At 40.5% G+C, this 25027-nt stretch carries 7 protein-coding genes; 1 reads left to right on the top strand and 6 read right to left on the bottom strand.

Annotated features, from left to right (window positions below):
• Window positions 1-112 precede the first annotated feature (112 nt).
• The 3 genes from CD112_RS01500 to betB form a co-directional block, all read right to left on the bottom strand.
• A complete protein-coding gene (locus CD112_RS01500) occupies window positions 113-15958 on the bottom strand; it encodes a G5 domain-containing protein (protein ID WP_103363718.1) in 15846 nt (5281 codons plus the stop codon).
• Window positions 15959-16295: 337 nt separating this feature from the next.
• Entirely contained in the window at window positions 16296-17984 is a 1689-nt protein-coding gene (gene betA, locus CD112_RS01495) for a choline dehydrogenase (RefSeq protein ID WP_070848703.1), read from the bottom strand.
• Between the two features lie 119 nt (window positions 17985-18103).
• Window positions 18104-19594, bottom strand: coding sequence for a betaine-aldehyde dehydrogenase (gene betB, locus CD112_RS01490; protein ID WP_103363717.1), 1491 nt, complete (start codon window positions 19592-19594; stop codon window positions 18104-18106).
• Between the two features lie 224 nt (window positions 19595-19818).
• On the opposite strand from betB, the gene cudC reads away from it, so the two are divergent.
• Window positions 19819-20373, top strand: a complete 555-nt coding sequence (gene cudC / locus CD112_RS01485) for a choline uptake/conversion transcriptional regulator CudC (RefSeq protein WP_002480012.1) — start codon at window positions 19819-19821, stop codon at window positions 20371-20373.
• Window positions 20374-20493: 120 nt separating this feature from the next.
• Here the strand turns inward: cudC and CD112_RS01480 are convergent, their stop codons facing one another.
• From CD112_RS01480 to CD112_RS01470, 3 genes are all read right to left on the bottom strand, one after another.
• Window positions 20494-22110 carry a BCCT family transporter gene (locus CD112_RS01480; protein WP_031262674.1) on the bottom strand — a complete coding sequence of 539 codons (1617 nt, stop codon included), beginning with the start codon at window positions 22108-22110 and terminating at the stop codon, window positions 20494-20496.
• A 516-nt stretch (window positions 22111-22626) separates the two neighbouring features.
• Complete coding sequence (locus CD112_RS01475; RefSeq protein ID WP_103363716.1) at window positions 22627-24270, bottom strand: alpha-keto acid decarboxylase family protein; 1644 nt, start codon at window positions 24268-24270, stop codon at window positions 22627-22629.
• 160 nt (window positions 24271-24430) lie between these two features.
• Window positions 24431-24886, bottom strand: coding sequence for a MarR family winged helix-turn-helix transcriptional regulator (locus tag CD112_RS01470; protein ID WP_002480016.1), 456 nt, complete (start codon window positions 24884-24886; stop codon window positions 24431-24433).
• Between the last annotated feature and the right edge of the window lie 141 nt (window positions 24887-25027).

The raw sequence follows: 25027 nt of genomic DNA, 5'->3' as shown, positions 1-25027 counted from the left end.
ACAATTAACACAATCTCTCCTTTACCATTTCAGAAATAAAATCATAAAAAAGACGCCCCTTGAACTTTCAAAGGACGTCTCATCTTACTTATTCAGTTTTTAAATTTAATACTTATTTCTCTTCATTATCTTTCTTACGACGTTTGCCAAAGAGTAACCAAGCACCTAAACCAGCGAACAATGTGCCGAATAATGTTTTCTTCACATCATCTTGACCTGTATCAGGTAAGTCTTTATCTTTAGCAGTTTGTTGCTTATCTGCTTTTGTTGGTTGTTTACCTTCAGCTTCTGACTGAGCTGGTACATCTTGTTCACCTTCAGTCGTTACTGTTGTACCATCATTAGTTTCAGGTTCAGATGGTACATGTGGTGGCGTTACTCCATCTTTATCTTCAGATGGCACAGTAACTTCTGGTGATGTCGGTTGTGATGGTTTTTCTGGTTGTGTTGGTGTCTCAGGTGTACTTGGTGTTATTGGTTGTTCTGGTTGATTTGGTTCGCTTGGTTCATTTGGCACTTCTGTTTCAGGCTCTTCTGGTTTTTCTGGTTGCGTTGGATTTTCAGGCTGTTCTGGTGTGCCTGGCGTTTCTGGAACTTCTGGTGTTGGTTTCTCAGGATTTTCTGGCTCTTGTGGTTCTTCCGGTGTTGTACCTGGATCTTCTGGTGTTGTGCCCGGATCTTCAGGTTGTTCTGGTTCTTCTGGTGTTGTACCCGGATCTTCAGGTTGTTCTGGTTCTTCTGGTGTTGTGCCCGGATCTTCTGGGTCAACTGGTACTGTGCCAGTTCCTCTTTCAACAATTCTGTCTACCTTTTCAACCAGTGTAATTGTTGTTGTATCTGGATTGATGAGTTCACCTGTTTTCGGATCTACGCCGTAAACTGTTGTTGTTTGTGTTTGACCTGTTTTACCTGGCTGTACTTCATATTCTGTACCTGCTGGTAAGTTCGGGTTGTCTTGGTAGATTGTGTCATATGGGATATCTGTCGTTGTGACCACTTTCGTGCCGACACTGATCACTCTGTCTTTCGGCAGATTATTCGGGTCATTCGGATCTCCTGGCGTACCTTCTTCTATCACTTGTGTCTCGCCAACTGGCAAGTCTGGATTTGGACGGTACGTTGTAGATGGTGCGACAGGTCCATATTCAATCACACGGTCAACTGGCGGTGTTGTGACAGATTCTGTTGTTGTCGGATTCAATAAAGCGCCTGTTGTTTTGTCTACTTCGTACGTTGTTGTCGTTGTAGTTACGCCGTTTTGACCTTCTTGTGCCACATGATTAACTGTACCGACTGGTAAATCAGGATTGTATCTGATAATTGTTTCAAATGGTATAGGTGTTGTTGTTTGTTCAACGTTGTTCACACCTACCACTTCATTGACTGGTGGTGTTGTAATTTCTGATGTCGCAGGTTGCCCTGGTACTTTCGTTGTTGTTTCAATACCTGGTTGTCCTTCTGTTGTCACTGTCTGTGTACCGATTGGTTGTGATGGATCTGGATTCGCTTCATATGAAGTTGACGGCGGTATTTCTGTTGTTGTCGTTGCGGTTGTACCGACTCCGATTTCAATCACTCTATTTTGTGCCGGTGTCACAGTTGTTGTGACAGTTGATGGATTTTCAAGTGCACCAGTTTCTGGATTGACTGTATACGTCGTTGTTGTTTCAGTTTGACCTGTGATACCTGCTTGTACTTCATTTTGAGTACCTTGCGGTAAGTTAGGATTTTCTTGATAAATTGTTTCGAATGGTACGTCATTCGTTGTTGTTTGAGTTGTACCTTTTGCGACAATTTGCGATGTCGGTGATGTTGTTTCAGTTGATGTTGTTGGATTTACTAATGCGCCTGTCATCGGATCCACTTCATACGTTGTCGTTGTAGTTGTCGTACCGTCTTGACCTGGTGTTACGACACTTTCATAACCAATAGGCTCATCTGTACTGATATACTGCGTATCGTATGGTACTGATGTTGAATCAGTTACGACATTACCTACATAAACGACTGTGTTTGTCGGTGGATTATCTGGGTCATTCGGATCTTCTGGTTGACCTTCCACTGTTCTTGTTTCACCTGCTGGTAAGTTCGGATCCGGTTGGTAAACCACTTGGCCTGCAGCTGGTCCATATTCCACAATACGTTGCACTGGGTTGGTTGTCTCAGTATTCGTTATCGGGTTAATCAACGCACCCGTTGTCGCATCTACTTCATACGTTGTTGTCTTCGTAGTAACACCGTTTTGACCTTCTTGTGCGACATGGTCCGTTGTGCCGACTGGCAGATTCGGATTATATCTGACAATCGTGTCATACGGAATCGTTTCTGTTGTTTGTTCTACGTTGTTGACACCGATAACCTCATTCACTGCTGGTGTTGTCACTTCTGTTACCGCTTCTTGACCCGGTTCTTTCGTTGTTGTAGATTCACCTGGTTGTCCTTCTGTAATCACTGTTTGTGTACCAATTGGTTGTGATACATCTGGGTTCGCTTCATATGAAGTTTGCGGCGCAATCGGTGTTGTCGTAGATGTTGTTGTACCGCTGCCGACTTCAATGATTCTGTCTTGTTTCGCAATATCAGTAGTTGTCACTTCTGTCGGATTTTCTAACGCACCTGTTTGTGGGTTCAACGTATACGTCACAGTCGTTGTCGTTTGACCTGTAACACCTGCCTGTAACTCGTTTTGTGTGCCTTGAGGCAAGTTAGGGTTCTCGATATACACTGTTTCGTATGGTACATCGTTCGTTGATGTTTGTGTTGTACCTTTTTCTACAATTTGTGTGACAGGTGGTGTCTTGATTGATGTTACTTCTGGATTAATCAATGTACCTGTTGTCTTGTCCACTTGATAAATCGTTGTTGTCGTTACTACTCCGTCTTGACCTGGTGTCGTAATATTTTCGTAGCCCACTGGTTGAGTTGTCGGTACATATTGCGTGTCATACGCAACTGGTGTTGTATCTGTTGTCATATTACCAACTTTAACGACCGTCTCTGTCGGTGGATTATTTGGATCATTCGGGTCACCTGGTGTACCTGGAACAGTTACTGTTTCGCCATATGGCACACTTGAATCTGGTTGGTAGACCACACCGCCTTCTACTGGTCCATATTCCACAATACGTTGCACTGGATTTGTTGTTTGTGTTTCAGTCTGAGGATTCGTCAACGCACCTGTTTGACTGTCCACCTCATACGTTGTTGTCGTTGTAGTGACTCCATTTTGACCTTCTTGCGCAACATAATCTGTTGTACCGACAGGTAAGTCTGGATTGTAACGGATGATTGTTTCATACGGAATCGTTTTCGTTGTCGTATCCACATTGTCTACACCAATCACTTCATTAACCGCTGGTGTAGTAACTTCTGTCACCGCTTCTTGCCCTGGTGTTTTCGTTGTCGTTGACTCGCCCGGTACGCCTGGTGTCACCACTTGTGTATCACCTGTACCTGCGTCTGGATCAGGGTTCGCAACGTACGTTGTTTCTGGCGGAATTTCTGTTGTTGTCGTTGATGTTGTGCCGACACCCACTTCAATAATCAAGTCTTGTTTTTCTACTAGCACTTGATCTGTTGATAATGGATTTTCTAGCTCGCCTGTTTGCGGATTCACCGTATACGTTACTGTTGTTTGCGTTTGTCCTGTGATACCTGCTTGCAGTACATTTTCTGTACCTTGAGGTAGATTAGGATTTTCTTTGTAAACCACATTGTAAGGAACGTCAGCTGTTGTGACTTGTGTCGTACCTTTTTCAATCACTTCATCAACAGCTGGTGTTGATGTTGTTGTGATTTGCGGGTTACTTAAAGCACCCGTTGAAGGATTCACGCTATACGTTGTTGTTGTTGTTTCTGTACCTGTTTGACCTGGTGTTTGTACATTCGTATAAGTTGTTGGTGCATCAACACCTACATATTTCGTTTCATAAGGTACTTGAGTTGTTTCTGTTGTTGTATTGCCGACTTTCACAATAGTATCTGTCGGTAAGTTATCTGGGTCGTTTGGATCTCCAGGTGTACCTGGTGTTGTAGATGTTTGGCCTGCAGGCAACGTCGCATCTGGTTGATAAATGATGCCGCCTTCTGCCGGTCCATATTCCACAATACGATTCACCGCATCTACTGTTGTCGTTTGTGTTTGTGGATTTGTTAACGCACCTGTTTGATTATCTACCTCATACGTTGTTGTCGTTGTAGTTGTACCGTTCGTACCTTCTTGCGCAACATAATCTGTTGTACCTACAGGAAGACTTGGGTTATAACGTACGATTGTTTCGTATGGAATGGTTGTTTCTGTACGTTCTACGTTATTCACACCAATAATTTCATTCACCGCAGGAATTGTTGTTTCCGTAACCGCTTCTTGTCCTGGTGCTTTCGTTGTCGTTGATTCCCCTGCTTGACCAGGAACTGTCACAGTTTGTGTTCCGACAGGTTGCGTATAATCTGGATTAGCTTCGTATGACGTAGTCGGCGCAATCGGTGTTGTCGTTGTTGTCGTTACGCCTGTACCGACTTCAATAATACGATTGATTGCTTCTTGTGTTGTCACTGTAGAAGAAACTGGGTTTTCTAAAGCACCTGTTTCCGCATTGAGTGAATAAACTGTCGTTGTTTGTGTTTGACCTGCTGAACCTTCTTGAAGCACATTTTGTGCACCTTCAGGTAAATTAGGATTTTCTACATAAACCGTGTCATATGGTACAGCACTTGTTGTGACTTGCGTTGTGCCTTTTTCAACAACTTGTGTGACAGCTGGTGTTGTATTTGTCGTCACTGCTGGATTGCTTAATGTACCTGTTGTTGGATCCACATCATACACTGTTGTCGTTGTAGATGTACCATCTTGACCTGCGACTTTCACATTTTCATAGCCTACTGGTTCAGTTGTTGGAACATATTGCGTGTCATATGGCAACGCATCCGTTGTTGTAACTTGGTTACCCACTTTCACTACTGTTTCAGTCGGTAGGTTATTCGGATCATTCGGGTCGCCTGGCGTACCTGGATTTGTTTCTGTTTCACCATATGGCAGATTCGCATCTGGTTGATACACAATCGTACCTTCAACCGGACCATATTCTACAATTTTATTGATAGGTGCTGTTGTGCTTTGTGTTACTTGCGGATTAGACAATGTACCTGTTGTGCTGTCTACATCATATGTCGTTGTCGTTGTTGTCGTACCGTCTTGACCTTCTTGTACCACTTGATTCACTGTACCGACAGGTAAATCTGGATTATAACGGATGATGGTTTCGTACGGAATTGTTTGTGTTGTCGTATCCACATTGTCTACACCAATCACTTCATCAACAGCTGGTGTTGTTGTTTCAGTGACAGGCTCTTGACCTGGTGCTTTCGTTGTTGTCGATTCACCTGGCTCACCTGGTGTGATGACTGTTTGATCACCTGTGCCTGGGTCTGCATCTGGATTTGCGACATAATTCGTCTTAGGTTCAATCACATCTGTTGTCGTAACAGTTGTGCCGACACCTACTTCAATTATGCGTGTTTGTGCTCCAGATAGAATTGTTGTTTCTGACGTTGGATTTTCTAACGCACCTGTTTGACCATTCACTTGGTAAGTTGTTGTTGTTTGTGATGTGCCAACGCTACCTGCTTGAATTTCATTTTGTGTACCTGCAGGTAAATCTGGATTTTCTCTATATACTGTGTCGTAAGGAATATCCGTATTTACAACTTGTACTGTACCTTTTTCAATCACTTCAGTTGTTGAAGGAATTGTCGTTGTTGTAGTTGCTGGACTTTCAAGTGCACCTGTTTCTGGGTTCACAGTATACGTTGTCGTTGTTGTCTCAGTACCATTTTGTCCTGGTGTTTGAACATTTGTATACGTTGTCGGTTCACTAACACCTACATATTGCGTGTTATAAGGAACTGGGCTTGTTTCTGTTGTCACGTTGCCCACTTTTACCACAGTATCCGTCGGCAGATTATTCGGATCATTCGGATCTCCTGGTTGACCTGGTACTGTACTTGTTTGACCAGCTGGTAATGTCGGGTCTGCTTGATATGTTGTACCGCCAGCAACTGGTCCATATTCTACTATTTGATTTACTGGATCAACTGTTGTTGTTTGTGTGTTCGGATTAATCAATGCTCCTGTGTTTGTATCAACTTCATAAGTTGTCGTAGAAATAGTTGAACCATTTTGTCCTGTTTGTGCTACATAATCCGTTGTGCCGACTGGCAGATTCGGATTATAACGGATAATTGTTTCATATGGTACATCCGTTTCTGTTTGTGTCACATTGTTTACACCAATGACTTCATTCACAGGTTGCGTTGTTGTTTCAGTAACAGGCTCTTGTCCTGGTGCTTTCGTTGTTGTCGATTCACCTGGCACACCTTCTGTGATCACTGTTTGTTCTCCGATTGGCTGCGCTGTATCATGGTTTGCGGTGTAACTTGTTGTTGGTGCGATTGGTGTCGTAGTTTGTGTCGTTACACCTGTACCGACTTCAACAATACGGTTTTGTACTTCTTTTGTTGTTACTGTATTTGAAGTTGGATTTTCTAACGCACCTGTTTGCGCATTTACTGTATAAGTTGTTATTGTTTGAGTTTGTCCTGTAATACCTGCTTGAATTTCATTTTGTGTACCTGCAGGCAAGTCTGGATTTTCTCTATAAATTGTTTCGTAATTCACATCGTTAGTTTCAACTTGCGTTGTACCGATTTCCACAACTTGTGCAGTAGCTGGTGTTGATGTTGTTGAAACTTGAGGGTTCGTCAACGCTCCAGTTTCTGGATTCACATCATACGTTGTTGTCGTTGTTTCTGTACCGTTTTGACCTGTCGTTGCAACATTTTCATAACCCACAGGCTGGTTCACACCGACATATTGCGTTTCAAACGGAACATCTGTTGTGCTTGTATCTACGTTATCAACACCTACAACTTGGTCTACAGCCGGAACTGTCTCTGTGACAGGTGTTTGACCTGGTTCAGTCGTTGTCGTTGTTGAACCTGCTTGTCCTGGCGTAAGAACAGTCGTACCGCCCACACCTGCATCACTATCTGAATCCGCAACATAGATTGTTTTCGGTGGCAGCTCTGTCACTTCAGTTGTTGTGACACCTGTACCACGTTCAATAATACGATCTTGTTTTTCAACTTGTGTTGTTGTCACAGACACCGGATTTTCAAGTGCGCCTGTTGTCTGATTTACAGTATATGTTGTTGTGATTTCTTCTTGTCCCACAATACCTGCTTGGACTTCGTTTTCAGTTCCTACTGGCAAGTTCGGATTATCGACATACGTTGTATTGAATGGAATATCGTTTGTTGTCACTTGTTTTGTACCGATTTCAATCACTTGTGCCACTGGTTGTTCTGTCGTCGTTGTTGTTTCTGGAGAAATCAATGCACCTGTATTCGGGTCGACTTGATACGTTGTTGTTGTCGTTGTTGTACCATTTTGACCTGATGTCGCCACATTTTCATAGCCGATAGGTTGATCTACTGCTACATATTGCGTATCGAATGGAATCGTATCTGTTGTTGTGTCTACATTATCAACACCAATCACTTCGTTGACAGGCGGTGTTGTTGTTTCAGTAACTGGATCTTGTCCTGGTGCTTTCTTTGTTGTTGATTCACCTGGTACACCTTCTGTAATCACTGTCGTGTTACCGACACCTGCATCTGGATTCGGTGCTGCTTCATACGTTGTCATCGGCGGAATCACTGTTGTGTCTGTTACTGTCACGCCAGTGCCGACTTCTACAATACGATCTTGTTTTTCAGTCAGCGTTACTGTATTCGCAACTGGATTGTATAACTCTCCAGTTTCTGGATTCACGCTATAAGTTGTTGTCGTTTGTGTCTGTCCAATGACACCTGCTTGAAGTTCATTTTGTGTGCCTTCCGCAAGGTCTGGGTTCTCTCTATAAATCGTTGTATAAGGTACTTCAGCTGTAGTGACTTGTTGCGTACCGATTTCCACAACTTCTGTCACAGGTTCTGTTGTTTGATTAACTGATGTCGGATTGCTTAACACACCTGTATTTGGATCCACCTGATACGTTGTTGTAGTAGTCGTTGAACCATCGACACCTGTTGTTGCGACATTCTTATAATCTGTCGGTTGATCTACTGCCACGTATGTCACATCGTGCGGTAAGATTGTTGTCGCAGTATCGACATTACCCACTTTAACAACCGTATCTGTCGGTAAGTTATTTGGATCGTTTGGATCTCCTGGTACACCTTCAGTAGTCGTTTGTTGGCCTACTAGTAAGCTTGGGTCTGGTTGATAAATTACTTCTCCTGCCACTGGACCATATTCAATAATACGATCAACTGGCGCAGTTTCTGTTGTATTAATCGCAGGATTTAATAATGCGCCTGTATCTGGGTCAACTTCATACGTTGTCGTTGTTGTTTTAAGACCCGTTTGCCCTTCTTGTGCCACTGAATTCGTTGTACCCACTGGTAAATTCGGATTATAACGTTCAATCGTGTTATACGGAATATCTTGTTGTGTCACATCCACATTATCTACGCCAATGACTTCCGTCACAGGTTCTGTTGTCGTTGTCGTAACTGCCTCTTGCCCAGGTTCTTTGACTGTCGTTGATACACCAGATTGACCTTGTGTAATAATCGTTTGTTCGCCGACACCTGGATCATTATCAGGATTTGCTTGATAAGTTGTTTCAGGTGGGATTGGTGTTGTCGTAGACGTTGTTACGCCTGTACCCACTTCAATAATGCGGTCTTGCTTTTCAACTAATGTCGTTGTGTTTTCAACTGGACTTTCTAGTGCACCTGTTTGTGTGTTCACTGTGTAAGTCGTTGTTGTTTGTGTTTGACCTGTAATACCTGTTTGAACTTCATTTTGTGTACCTTGTGGTAAATCCGGATTTTCTCTGTAAATCGTTTCATATGGGACATCCGCTGTTGTTGTTTGAACTGTTCCTTTTTCAACCACTTGTGTCACTGGCGCAATCGTTTGAACTGCAGTCACAGGGTTTGATAGTGAACCTGTGTTTGAATCCACTTGATACGTTGTTGTGGTAATCGTTGTACCGTCTTGACCTTGTGTTTGAACATTTGTGTAATCTGTCGACTGACTCACACCTACATATGTTGTTTCATATGGTTGTGTCGTCACATCCGTTTGCACATTACCCACTTTGACAACTGTATCTGTCGGTAAGTTATTCGGGTCATTTGGATCTCCAGGTGTACCTTCAATAGTATTAGTTTGATTATAAGGTACATTACTGTCAGGTTGATACACGACATTGCCTGCGACAGGACCATATTCCACAATCTGACTCACTGGTTCTGTTGTGTTTGTTTCTACTTGCGGATTTAATAATTGGCCTATTGTCGGGTCTACTTCATACGTAGTTGTCGTTGTTGTAACGCCATCTTGACCTTGTTGAACGACTACATTTGTACTGCCTGTCGGCAAGTTCGGATTATAACGTGTAATCGTATCATAAGCTGTCGTGCTCGTTGTAGTATCCACGTTATCCACGCCAATCACTTCATTTACCGGTTCTGTAGTTGTTGTAGTGACCGCTTCTTTACCTGGCTCTTTTACCGTTGTCGCAACACCTTCTTGACCAGGCACTAAGATAACTTGGTCTCCTGTGCCAGGGTCTGCATCAGGGTTCGCTTGGTAAGTTGTTGTCGGTAAAATCGGTGACGTTGTAGATGTCGTTACGCCTGTACCTACTTCAATAATTTGGTCTTGTTTGTAAATCGTAGTTATTGTGTCAGATGTCGGACTTTCTAACGCACCTGTTTCTGGATTTACCGTATACGTTGTCGTTGTTTGTGTTTGACCAACCACGCCTTGTTGAACCACATTTTGTGTGCCTTGTGGTAAATCTGGGTTTTCTCTATAAATCGTTTCATATGGGACATCCGCTGTTGTCGTTTGAACCGTTCCTTTTTCAACCACTTGTGTAACTGGTCCAATCGTTTGAACAGAAGTGACCGGATTTGATAACGCACCTGTATCTGGGTCCACTGTATACGTCGTTGTCGTAGCTGTTGATCCTTCTTGTCCTTCCGTTCTGACATTCGTATAATCTGTCGGTTGACTCACACCTACATATTGCGTGTCATAAGGTAATGTTGCGAGTTCATGTGTTGTATTACCTACTTTAATCACTGTGTTTGTAGGCAGATTATTCGGGTCATTCGGATCGCCAGGCGTACCTTCAACCGTCGTTGTTTCATTATATGGCAGGTTCGGGTCTGCTTGATAAATCGTTTCTCCGGCAACCGGACCATATTCGATAATTTGTGTCACAGGTTGTGTTGTCTCTGTTGACACTTGTGGATTAGACAGTTGTCCTGTCGTTGTATCTACGTCATACGTTGTCGTTGTCGTAATCACACCATCTTGACCTGGTTGTGCCACTACATCTGTACTGCCTACTGGCAAGTTCGGGTTATAACGTGTTTCTGTTTGGTACGGAATTGTTTCTGTTGTTGTATCTACGTTATCCACACCAATGACTTCATTCACAGGTTGTGTCGTAATTTCAGTGACTGGCTCTTGACCAGGTTCTTTCGTAGTTGTCGTTTCACCTGCTTGTCCAGGTGTTATTACTGTGTAATCACCTGTGCCCGCATCTGGATTAGGGTTTGCTTCGTAAACCGTTGTCGGCGCTATTGGATCTGTAGTCACAACAGTTGTACCTGTACCGACTTCAATAATACGGTCTTGTTTTTGAACTGTTGTCGCATCTGTTGATGACGGATTTTCTAATGCGCCTGTTTCAGGATTCACTGTATACGTTGTTGTCGTTGTTGTTTCCCCAACCACACCTGGTTGGATTTCATTTTGAACGCCTACAGGTAAATTCGCATTTTCTTGATAAATCGTTTCATATTGTACTGGTGTTGTCGCAACTTGGACTGTTCCTTTTTCAACCACTTCTGTCACAGGTTGTGTCGTTTGTGTTGAAATAGATGGATTAATCAATGTACCCGTATTTGGATCAACTTCATAAGTTGTTGTCGTTGTCGTCACACCATTTTGTCCCGCTGTTTGTACATTTGTATAATCTGTCGGTTGATTAACACCTACATATTGCGTGTCATAAGGTAATGTTTCATTTGTTGTATTGACATTACCGACATACACAATAGTATCCGTCGGTAAGTTATTCGGATTATTTGGATCTCCAGGTGTACCTGGTACTGTATTTGTTTGGTTATATGGCAAGTTCGGGTCGACTTGATAAACCGTATTACCTTCAACTGGTCCGTATTCTACGATACGCGGTGTTGATGGAGACACTTCTTCCGTTGTCACCGGATTAGATAACGCACCTGTTGCTGGGTCAACTTCATATGTCTTGATTGTCGTTGCGGTACCTTCTTTTCCTTCTTGAACGACCACATTTTGTGAACCAACAGGTAATGTTGGGTTATAACGGTTGATTGTTTCATATGGAATCGGTGCTGTCGCTGAATCAACATTATCTACACCGATGACTTCATTAACCGCTGGTGTGGTTGTCGTTGTAACCGCTTCTTGACCAGGTTCTTTCACTGTTGTTGACACACCATCTTGACCTTCAACAATCACAATTTGGTCACCTGTACCTGAATCTTTGTCAGGATTCGCTTGGTAAACCGTTGTCGCTGGAATTGGTGTAGTTGTGACAGACGTCGTACCTGTACCCACTTCAATAATACGATCTTGTGCTTGTACTAAAGTATCTGTATTTGAAACGGGACTTTCTAATTCACCTGTTGTGCTGTTGATTGTATAAGTTGTTGTTGTTTGTGTTTGACCTACCACACCTTCTTGCAACACATTTTCTGTACCTTGTGGTAAATCTGGGTTTTCTCTATAAATCGTTTCATATGGTACATCTGCTGTTGTAACTTGGACTGTCCCTTTTTCAATTATGCGATTTTCTGCAGGCACTGTTTCTGTATTAATTTGCGGATTAATCAATTCACCTGTTTGAGGATTGACCTCATACGTTGTTGTCGTTGTTGTTGAACCATCACTGCCTTCAGCCACTACATTTCTATACGTCGTCGGTTCATTCACACCAATGTATTTGGTACTATGAATAATTGGTGTCGTTGATGTGCTGACATTACCAACATAAACAATTGTGTCCGTCGGCAAGTTGTTTGGATCGTTCGGATCCCCTGGCGTGCCTGGCACTGTATTTGTTTGGTTGTATGGTAAGTTCGGGTCGACTTGATACACTGTATCGCCTGCGACTGGTCCATATTCATAGATTTGGTCAACTGGATTGATTGTATTTGTCACAGTTTGCGGGTTAGATAATGCACCTGTTGTCGCATCTACATCATACGTTGTTGTAGTCGTTGTTGAACCATTTTGTCCCTCTTGAACTAACGTATTCGTTGTTCCTACTGCTAAATCCGGGTTATAACGATACACCGTATTATATTGAATCGGTGTCACGTTAGTATCAACATTATCCACACTGATGACTTCATCAACAGCTGGTGTTGTCGTTGTTGTAACTGCTTCTTGACCTGGTTCTTTTACTGTTGTTGCGACACCATCTTGACCTTGCGTCACAACTGTTTGGTCTCCAACTCCTGCATCAGGGTTTGGATCTGCAACATATGTCGTACCTGATGGAATCGGTGAAGTTGTTGACGTTGTCACACCTGATCCTACTTCAATAATCTGATCTTGCTTTTGTGTTAATGTCGTTGTTGATTTTGTCGGATTTTCTAATGCACCTGTTGTCTGGTTCACTGTATAAGTCGTTGTCGTTTGTGTTTGACCTGTTACCCCTTGTTGAACAACGTTTTGTGTACCTTGAGGTAAGTTTGGATTTTCTCTATAAATCGTTTCATATGGTACATCTGCTGTTGTTGTTTGAACTGTTCCTTTTTCAATGACTTGTGTTACAGGTTGAACTGTCGATGTAGTAGTCACTGGATTAGATAATTGACCTGTTGTTGAATCTACAGTGTAAGTCGTTGTCGTTGTTGTTGAACCTGCTTGGCCTTGTGTGCGCACATTTGTATAATCCGTTGGTTGGTTTACACCGACATATTGTGTGTTGTAAGGAATAGTTGTTGTCGTCGCTTGTACATTATTCACACCTATAACTTCGTTTGTTGGCTGTTGTGTCACGTTCACAATAGTATCTTTACCTGGTTCTGTTGTTACAGTTTGTGAACCTGGTACACCTTCTACCACAATCGTTTCAGTACCAAGCGGTTTTGTCGGGTCTGAAACAGCTTGATAACTTGTGCTTGGCTCAATTGTTTCTACTGTTGTTTGTGCCGGTACCGCTTCAGGGTTGACTGAGTTATTACTGATTAACACAATTCTTTGAATCGTATTTAAGTTTAAAGTACTTAAGTCTTTACTGCTTGTACCTGAAGGTGTTGAGCTGGCACTTGTAGATTCTGTCGTATTATAAGTTGGTGTACCTGTAGAGAAACCTTTTTGTGCTGCTTGTAAATCTACAACGTCAGACCAAACTGTATCCGCATCTGCACTTTGATTTGGATCACTAAAGTGTGTCGCATTCCAAGTTTTAACAATATAAGAGCCATTCCACTTCATATAACCTGGAGAGCCAGGATCCATATAAATCAAGTTCGGCTTACTGCCATTTGTACTTTGGCCACTTGTGACAATACTGTTCTTTTGGAAGTTGATATAGTTCGCATTATCAAAGATAAATTGGCGGTTTTGACTTGTTCCGCCTAAAGGAATCGATAAAACTTCCGCGTAATAGTCACGGTTATCTGTACGCAAGTCTAATGTCGCATTATCTTTCACCCATAATAATGCACTTTGCGTACCTGTCGCATTAATGTTGACTAAGTCATTATAAGCGCCGACTTGTGTCTTAGTATCTGGGTTCCATTGATGGTTTTTCGCATCTAAGAATAATGTCGCGTACTCATCAATTAAAATTTGAGAGTTACCATCTAATCCTATCAGGTTGTTGTTTGAGTAATCACCCGCACGATGTCCATCGGAATATGCGATGAATTTAGAGTATTGGCCAACTTCGAAAGTACTGCCAGTCCCCATATCAACAATGTTACCGTTACCTTTTTGACTGATATTGATTGTAGAATTCGCACCTGTATACAATTTGCCGTCATTTGCGAAAGCAAAGATGTTTTGTCCGGTAACATTTAATGTCGAACCATCACCAATTAACACAGAGCCACCATTACCGACTTGGAATGCAGTTGTACCGTTCGTTGTGCCCCATGGGTTGGTTGGCGAAACGTTCATTGTAATATTTGAATTCGTACCTGTTTGAATGACGCCGCCATCAACCACTTGTAGTGCGTTACCTAAACCAGTACGTGTAATATTAACAGTAGCATTCGGCGCAATATTAATATTCTTCGCACCAATGTTTGAACGGTTTAAAGTACTGTCATTACTAATTGAACTGAAGTTGCCGCTGATATTGACATTCACGTTTTGGTTTGCGAGTGTACTGCTCACCAAGTTACTGCCAGTATGTTTGACGTTATTGAACGAGATAGTGTTGTTAGTCGTCGTACTTGCGCCGAAGTTTACTAAACCACCTGTATTGCCTGTTGTAATATTCATATTTTGATACGTCATATTCCAACTGCCTGATGTTGCTGGGGCGTTAATAATATTCGTTCCCGTATTCAACGTATAACCGCCACCATCAATCGTCACAGAGCGTCCTGTTGAAGTTTGAAGGTTCGGTGAGCTTGTACCTGTGATATTGCCAGTCAATTGAATATTAGAGACTGTTTTGTCATTTAACGCCGCAATAAACTGATCCCACGTGCTGACTTGTGTCGCTGGTGCTGGTGCTGCATATGCTGAAAATGCCATCATACGAAACGTCGGTGAAATACTTGTTGAACTTGATGTCGTTGATGATTGTGTAGATGTTGTTAATGGTAATTCACCCACAGGATCACTGCCAGGTGCGCTCGATGTATTCAGTAAATAAGAAGTCAATAAAGCACCTGCGATTTCTTCATCTGTCGCAGTATTCGCATCTACTGCCATACCATCTACCACTTGTTGTGCTGCTTCAGGTGATAAATTTTCTTCAGTTGCTAAATAATCTGTTAAAGCACTTTCCTTATCTGTACTGCTATCCAATGTTTGTGATAAATCTTGAGACAATGTCGGTGTTGGTGATTCAATAGATGAAATTGTTGTGTCATTCGTTGAATTTGGCGTAGAAGTATCATTAGCTGTACTATTTGTAGTATTACTGTCAGTTGTTGATGGTGCACCTGACGTTCCTGTTGATGTATCTAGATTTGATGTATCATTTGATGGTGCCGCTTGAGATTCTGATGATGTATCATTTGATGGTGTTGTTTGAGAGTCTGATGAAGTGTCGTTTGATGATGAAGGTGCGTCTGTTGAAGGTGCGTCTGTTGAAGGTGTTGTCTTAGTATCAGGAGTACTTTGTGTTTGAGATGATTCACTTGATGATGGCTGTGAAGGTGTTGGTGTTTCTGAAGATGTTGGTGTTGAAGATTCTTGATTAGAAGGTGTTGAATCTTGTTCTGTAGTCGTATCTGGTGCTGGCGCAGGGTCAGTTGTTGGCGCAGACGTCTCACCAGATGGCGTGGATGTCGCAGGTGTTTCTGTTGTTTCAGTTGTATTTTGAGCCGGTTCTTGTGGTGGAGAGGTATCAACTTGTGGTGCTGTTTCTGTCGTATTCGTCGTTGTTTCTGGCGTATTTGTTTGTGTCTCTTGTGTCGGTGTAGTTTCTGTAGTTGACTCAGTTGTTGAAGTGTCGCCACTTCCCGTCGAGCTGCTTGAGCTGCTGCCTGATGAATCAGATGTGCTGTTTTCAGCTGCTCTTGCTTCATCGTTTACTCCTAAAATCAACATTGTTCCTAATAGAATCGAAGCTGTTCCTACGGTAAATTTACGTATAGAATACTTGTTCCGTCTATTCGGAAGAAAATCTAATTTTTTCATAGAAAAAATTCCTCCTCGTTTTCTCCAAACCTTTGTTTCGCTTGTTCAACATTTAGTTTCGTTTAAAAATTGCTAATTGAGTTAATTATACTGAAATTTCAAGAAGTGTCTATAACTATTTTAGTAAAATTCAAAAGTTTCACACTTTTTTATTTTGATAAATATTTTTAACATGAAATTTACTTTTGTACACTTCCTCGTTACGTTTCTCTTATCCCTATGTATCAAAACTTAAACATTTATAATTTTGCATCATCGTATGGCAATAAACAGACTTTCTAAAAGTATATAAAAAAAGGAGTCCTCCACTATTTGAAGACTCCTTTTAAAACGTTAATTATTGAACTGTTCCTGCATTTTTATCATGTTTACCATGTACATAATAATCCATATATTCTGGTTTCATTGGATCATTGCCTAAAATAATATCTGCAGCTTTTTCCGCAATCATTAAGACAGGCGCATGAATATTACCGTTTGTTGTTGTAGGCATGACTGATGCATCAACAACACGTAAGTTTTCCATGCCATGTACTTTCATTGTTAATGGGTCTACAACGGCCATTGGGTCTGAAGCAGGTCCCATTTTCGCACTACATGAAGGATGTAATGCTGTTTCAGCGTCGCGGCGTACCCAATCTAAAATTTCTTCATCTGTTTGAACTTCTGGTCCTGGAGAAATTTCTCCATCGTTATAAGGTGCAAGTGCAGGTTGAGATAAGATATTACGTGCAACACGAATAGCTTCTACCCATTCACGTTTATCTTCTTCTGTTGAAAGATAGTTGAACACAAAGTCAGGATGTTCAAATGGGTCTGTTGATTTAATCTTCAAGCTGCCGCGAGAGTTAGAATACATTGGTCCAACGTGTACTTGGAAACCATGTTTTGTTTCTGCTTTCTCGCCATCATAACGTACCGCTAACGGTAAGAAGTGGAACATCAAGTTTGGATACTTCACATCATCGTTTGAACGTACGAATCCGCCACCTTCAAAGTGGTTCGTTGCAGCTGGGCCTGTACGGCTGAAGATCCATTGTAAACCGATAAATGGCATTTTTAATGGATTTAAACTTGGTTGTTCTGACACAGGTTGAGATGCTGCGTGTTGAATGTACACTTCTAAGTGGTCTTCGAAGTTTTCACCGACACCAGGTAAGTGAATACGTGGTTCAATACCTAATGATTTCAAGTGTTCAGAATCACCGATACCTGATAATTGAAGTAATTGCGGTGTATTGAAGGCACCACCTGATAAGATGACTTCTTTTGCGGTAACCGTGTGTAATTTACCATTACGTTTAAATGTCACGCCTGTAACCTTATTACCTTCAAAGTTTAATTTCGTCACAAACGCACGTGTTTTAACATGTAAATTTTTACGTTTCATTACTGGATGTAAGTAAGCGCGTGAAGCTGATACACGACGACCATTATGAACTTGGCTGTCGAAAGGTCCGAAGCCTTCTTGACGGAAACCGTTCACATCAGGTGTTTTATTGTAGCCTGCTTGCACGCCTGCATCAAAGAACGCTTGGAATAATGGGTTTTTCGCTGGTCCACGTTTTAATTTAATCGGACCATGATGACCACGATATTCGTCATCTTGTTCTGCACCGAATGTTGTTTCTAAACGTTTGAAGTATGGTAAGCAATGTGCGTAATCCCAAGTTTCCATACCTTTTGGTGAACCCCATTTTTCATAGTCCATCGGGTTACCACGTTGATAAATCATACCGTTGATTGAACTTGAACCGCCTAATACTTTACCGCGTGCGTGTGCAACTTGGCGACCGCCCATATGTGGTTCGTTGTTTGTCGCATAAATCCAGTCGTAGAAACGATTTCCTGATGGATACATTAATGCTGCTGGCATTTGAATAAATAAATCCCAGAAATAGTCGCTGCGTCCTGCTTCTAATACTAATACCTCATTGTTCTTGTCTAAACTTAAACGATTTCCTAAAACTGAACCGGCACTGCCCCCGCCGATAATAATATAATCATAATCATAAGATTTACTCATTTATGTCTTCCTCCTATAGAAAATGGTTATGCTCGATTTATCTTAATTTGTCCAAAAAGAGAGCGAGAACAGAGAGGCGAAAATTATTTCACCTGTATTCTCGCTTTATTTAAAATGCATTAGCCTTTAAACCAATTCACTGGTTCTGGATGATAGTTCGTTAAAATGTGTTTAGAAACTAAGTACTCTTCTAAACCTTCTTTACCTAATTCACGACCGATACCTGATTGTTTATAGCCGCCCCAAGGTGCTTGTGCGAAGTAAGGATGGAAATCATTAATCCATACTGTACCCATACGTAATCGGCTTGCGACACGTTGTGCTTTGCCGATGTCTTTAGAGAACACTGCACCTGCTAAACCATAAATTGAATCGTTCGCTAAACGAATCGCATCCGCTTCATCTTCAAACCCTTCAACTGTCACAACAGGTCCGAATACTTCTTCTTGTACGATACGCATTGACGTATCACAATCTGTAATCACTGTCGGTTCAAAGAAGAAGCCATCTTTCAAGTCATCACGATCAGGACGTTTACCGCCTGTCGCAATCGTTGCGCCTTCTTCTTTCGCAACATCCATATAACCTTCAACTTTTGCTAAATGTTCCGCTGAGATTAATGGACCCACTTCAGTATCTTCATCAAACCCATTACCAAGACGAATATTTTTCACGCGTTTAATCAACGCTTCTTCGAACTTATCTTTAATTGAGTTTTGAACAATGATACGTGAACCTGCTGAACATACTTGACCTGCATGGAAATAGCCGCCGTTTAGCGCTTGATCAACTGCTAAATCAAAGTCAGCATCTTCAAAAATAACGTTAGGATTTTTACCGCCAAGTTCTAATGCGACATTTGTCACATGATTTGCTGCTTGTTTCATAATGTGTTTACCAGTTTGAATACCACCTGTAAATGACACTAAGTCTACTTCTGGTGAACCTGATAAAACATCACCTACAACTGAACCGGCACCTAATACTAAATTAATAACACCTTTAGGGAAACCGACTTCTTCCATCAATTCGAATACACGAATAGTTGTCAATGGTGTGATTTCACTAGGTTTCATCACTAATGAACAACCTGTAACTAAGGCTGGCGCAATTTTCCATGATGCTTGTAGTAAAGGATAGTTCCAAGGTGTAATTTGTGTAACCACACCGACTGGTTCTTTCACAACTTTACTTTCTGTACCTGGAATTGGTGAATTAATCATTTCACCGCCGTCTTTATCAGCTAACCCCGCAAAATACATAAAGACGTTATGGATGTCATCCATATCTGCAAGTGATTCTTCGTACGTTTTACCAGTATCTAACGTTTCTAGTTTCGCAAGTTCTTCACGATTTTCTTTAATCTTGTCAGCAATTGCTCTGACTTTTTGTCCTTTGACTTCACTTGTTTCATTCGCATAGTCACCTTGATCAAAAGCACGTCTTGCTGCTTTTACTGCACGTTCTGCATCTTCAGCTGCTGCTTCTGATACTTCGAATATAACTTCTTGATTATAAGGATTGATTATTTCACGTGTGGCTTGGTTCGCACTGTCTATCCACTCACCATCAATGTATTGTTGGTGAGATAAACGCTTTACAAGTTCCATCATTTAGACCCCCGTTAATTTTGTTAAATTTTTATTTAACGAATTTTACAAAGTTTATGTTAGCATGAATAAAGAGAAAGTGTCAAACACACTTTTTATATAACACACTGCATAGCAAGTTAAAGATAATCCTGTACTTTGATATACTATTCATGATTCAACATTGGACGAATGCGGGAAATAACTCTAAAATGAATATAAATGTAGTGGACGGAGGTTTAAGTATGACAAGTTCAAATCAACATGAACAAGCCATCGAAGAAGCTAAAGATTTAGTGATTAACGCGATTGGCGAAACAATGGATTTGTACGGCATTAATCGTAGTGTCGGCAACCTTTACGGGACTATGGTATTTGAAGATAATATGACCTTGGATCAAATGCGCGAGAAGTTGCAGATGAGTAAGCCAAGTATGAGTACAGGTGTGAAACGTCTACAAGAGTATGACTTAGTAAAACAACAATTTACACGCGGCAGTCGTAAACAACACTTTGTTGCTGAGAAAGACTTCTTTGTATTCTTCAGACACTTCTTCGATGTGAAATTCAGTCGTGAAATAAACGTAAATATGGCTTCTCTTGATGAAGCAGAACAAATTATTCAACACGTTCTAGAATCAGATGATGTCGATGAGGCAACTTATGACTATGCACAACGCGTCAATGCACAACTCGAACATTCTCGTATCTATTACGAATGGCTCTCTCAAATTAATGAAGCCATCCGTACAGGCGAAATCTTTAAATATTTCCCGATTCCTGACCCGAAAGATGTATAATACACTTTCCATAACTTATCGGTATAAAAATGGCACGCACTCCAGATTTGGAATGCGTGCCATTTTTTATTTCTACTTCATTCATTTTTTATCTTTAAAAGTAATTCTGCTTATAAATCGTTAAGATCTTTGTGCGTGTTGTTCCTCTTCACGTTCTTCCGCAATCTGATTAATCTTCAAGGAACGATGTTCTGCTTCTCTTAATCGTGCGGCACGTAATTGTAATTTAACGCGGTCTCTAGATAAGGTGATAATAAACGATATCATCATAAAGACGAAAATCACAATGAGCGGCACACTGGCTAGAATTGAAGCTGTCTTCAGAACATCCAGCGCACGTTGACCACCGACTAGCATTAATGAGAATGGTAATAAACATAACGCAAATGCCCAGAATAAACGGTTCGCGCGTAATGGTTCACCAATTACTTTCTTTTGAGATGCTGAAGCAAGAATATATGAACCAGAGTCGAACGTCGTTGCTAAGAATAAGAACGCTGAAATCAAGAATAGAACGACAATAATATTATGGAACGGTAGTTGGTGAATGACTTCAACAATGGCTGCTTCCGTACCATGTGCATTCAAGAATGATACAACATCGAATTGATGTGTAATTTGAAGATACACTGCATAGTTACCAAAGATACCAAAGAATAAGACACAACCTAATGTACCGTAAATAATCGTACCTAAGATGACTTCTTTTAACGTACGACCTTTAGAAATACGTGCGATAAAGAGTCCGATAAACGGCGCATACACAATCCACCATGACCAATAGAAAATTGTCCATTGTTGTGGGAAGTTTGTTTCCTTACGTCCGTCAATACCGCCAAATGGTTCTAACCATGTAGCCATTTGGAAGAAATTCTTTAACATATTCCCAAAGCCTGTAACTGTTGTTTCCATGATGAATACAGTTGGACCTACAATAAAGACAAATCCTAATAGAATAAATGACAACCAAACGTTCACGTCACTTAAACGTTGAATCCCTTTTTTCAGTCCTGTATAAGAGCTGACTGCGAAAATAACCGTAATTGTAATTAAAATCGCTGAACGTAACACCATACTTTGTCCATCAATACCTGTTAAACGTTCAATACCAGCTGAAATCATTGGCACACCTAATCCAAGTGATGTAGCTGCACCGCCAAGTAAACCGAAGATAAATAAGATATCGACAATTTTACCTGGTAATTTTTCAGTTTGTCCTTTTAAAATCGGTCGACAAGCCTGACTGATTTTATAAACTGGTTTTTTCTTCACGAAAACTAAGTAACCGATCGGTAAAGCTGGTAAAACATAAATTGCCCAAGCAATTGGACCCCAGTGGAACATACCATACATTGTGGCATATTCTAAGGCAGCATCTGTCATACCTTTCTCGCCATGTGGCGGTACTTGGAAATAGAAGGCCCATTCAATAACGCCCCAGTATAAAATATCTGAACCGATACCGGCACAGAACAGCATTGCTGCCCAAGTAAAGTTACCGAATTCCGGTTTATCACTTGCTCTCCCCAGAGTTACGTTTCCGTATTTGCCAAATGCTATGTACAGTACGAAACCTAAAACAATTAAGCCCAGTGATAAATAAACTGCACCTAGCGAATTGGATACTGCTTCGTTAATGTCAGTGATTACTTTTTGACTCGCTTTAGGAAATGCCATCATCGGAATGACAGCAATTAATAAAATAGCGACAGTACCATAAAACGTTGTCCAGTCCATAATTTGGGACTTTTTAGCTTTGTTTTGCTTTTTAGCTTTTTGCAATGTTTTTGCACTCCCTATATTGATTAATTGTCGTTGAAAACATAAAAATCAAATTCTACTTCTCTTTTTATTTTTCCAACTCCCCATTTCTTATGTTACATAAAGACATTAACGAATTATTTATAATAATGCAAATTCATACAGAAGAATATGTTGGCAAAAATGAATAAATATATATTTCAGATTAGTAATTCAAGCGTCCTAATCGCTTATATCCCTATGTTAAGTTTAAATTTAACGAATTGAACGAACTTAACCACCCATTTTTATGCATTAATATACATTTTATGCGAATAAATATTTTTTTAGAAAAACTGAAAACATCCTCTAGAATCGTCAATTTTTAGTGATTTAAAATTACATTTATCAAAAGCTCTCATAAAAAAATCCCCGACTTTAAGCGTCAGGGATTTTAAATGAAAGTGCGAATCACTTCATTCATTTTTATGTGTATTATTTTTCAAATTATCTTTAGCTATTTTGTTTTGCGAAAGCTTTACCAATAGCTTCTAATTTATGCGGTGCGTCGTGCATTGCCATTTTCACTTCTACAAAGTGCATCATTTCTGGATAAGCTTTAATAGTTTCAAAGGCTTGTTTCAACTCTTCACTTGTTGAAACATCATGGATTTTCACATCATCTTTAGCACCGAAGACTGCTGGTAAGGCTTTGTAGTCCCACATAAAGATGTCGTTATATGGTTCGTTTTCACCATGAATCTTACGCTCTACTGTATAGCCATCATTATTGATGACAAACAATACTGGTTTTAATTTCTCACGAATCATTGTTGAAATACTTTGAACTGTTAATTGCAGTGAACCGTCACCGATTAATAATAAGTTACGACGATTTGGATCAGCAATTTGTGTACCTAATGTTGCTGGTAATGTGTAACCAATTGAGCCCCATAAAGGTTGACCAATAAACTTATTCGCTTGATATAACGCTAAGTCATATGCACCAAAGAATGATGTTCCTTGTTCGGCTAGAATCACATCATCAGGTGCGATAAAGTCTTGCATCATCTTGAAGTACGTTTCTTGTGTTAGTGGTTCGTTCGTTAATTCATATTGATCTGCTTCTGGACGTTTATATTGTGGGTAATTTGCATCATTCACATAGTCCATCTCTAACAGACCTTCTAATAAATCTGGTAATGTCACATCTTGATCTTCTGTGTCATTCATTTTGAAATTGTGTTGATTCAACATCACGACATCATCAATATCAAATTCATATGAGAAACCTGCTGTGGCAGAGTCTGTTAATTTCGCACCAATATTTAAAATTGCATCACTGTTATCAACATAATTTCTAATATTTTCTTCTGCGATTGAGCCGTCATAAATACCCATATAGTAAGGATTTTCTTCATTGAAGGCACCTTTACCTAATGACAATTGCGCAACTGGAATGTGTGTTTGATTTACAAATTGTTCTAGTTTGTCATGCAGTTTGAAACTATTGATTTCATGTCCTGCAATAATTACAGGTTGAGACGCACTGTTTAATTTATTTTTAACCATCTCAATATAGTTTGAGACATCTTGTGCTTTAAATTCTGGTAATTGATAAGCATCTTTCACTTCAATTTCTGTCATTGCGACATCAATCGGTAAGTGTAAATGTACCGGTCTTTTCTCGGCTAATGCTTCATTAATCAGACGCGGAATTTCTTCTTGTGCATTTTCAGGTGTGATATAACCTTGTGCTGTTGTAATTTCTTTGAACATTTTGCGGTAGTTATCGAATTCACCTTCCCCAAGTGAGTGGTGAACATATTTACCTGCTTGTTCTACACTGCGTGTCGGTGCGCCTGTAATTGCAACTACTGGAATACGTTCTGCATAAGAACCTGCGATACCATTGACCGCTGATAATTCACCTACACCAAATGTAGTCACCATTGCGCTTAAACCATTCATGCGTGCATAACCGTCTGCCGCATAACTTGCGTTTAATTCATTTGTATTACCAATCCATTCAATATCATCACGGTTGATAATATCATCTAAGAAAGCTAAGTTGAAATCTCCAGGTACACCAAATACTTTATCTACGCCTGCAGTACTCAGGCAGTCCATTAAATACTCTCCAACACGTTTATTCATATTCATTCCACCTTTTTCTCTTTCTCTTATACAATTCTAGGATAACGCTTCCATATATATTAGGTCAAGTAAGTTGACTTAACTGAAATATCTGTAACCATATAAAAAAATACCGCCTTGAATGTTTCAAGACGGTACTCTACAGAGAGCGTATTCAAGGTTATTCCTTGAACTCCCCTTTTAAATATTTTACTTCTTGGAATCCTGGACGTTTACTTGCGAGTTCTTCCATCATCGCATTCCAATCATTTCCGACTTCAGCTTTAATACTTTGAAGTAAATCATTTTGTGCTTTATTGATTTCTGTAACCAATGCATGACCTTTATCAGTCGCAAAGAGTTCTTTGACTCTGCCATCTATTTTAGATTTTCTTTCGACAACTAAACCTTCATCTTTTAATTTTTTCAACGTTTGATGACTGCCTTGTTTAGAGATTTCCATACTTCTTAGTAAATCTCTGATGGTAATCCCAGGCACTTTATCGATAAAGAATAAGAAGCGATGGTGTTGGCGGCGCATTCCTTTCTTCTCAATAATTTCATCTGCAGTATGAATAAATGTTTTATAGGCAAAATAGAACAAGAGATGATCATAGTCGTTATTATGTGCAGTCATGGTTCACAGTCCTTTATTTCAAAATGTTGTTTTCTGATAATTAACTTTATTATAGCAAGTCTTATAACAGACCTAAAGCACTGATTTTTCTTTTAAGCTTGGTTCAATCAAATAGAAACTTGTGCAATTTGTCTTTATTCT

It is taken from the genome of Staphylococcus simulans (assembly GCF_002902285.1).
In the GTDB taxonomy this organism is placed as follows: Bacteria; Bacillota; Bacilli; order Staphylococcales; family Staphylococcaceae; genus Staphylococcus; species Staphylococcus simulans.
This window is presented reverse-complemented; position numbering and strand designations above follow the sequence as displayed.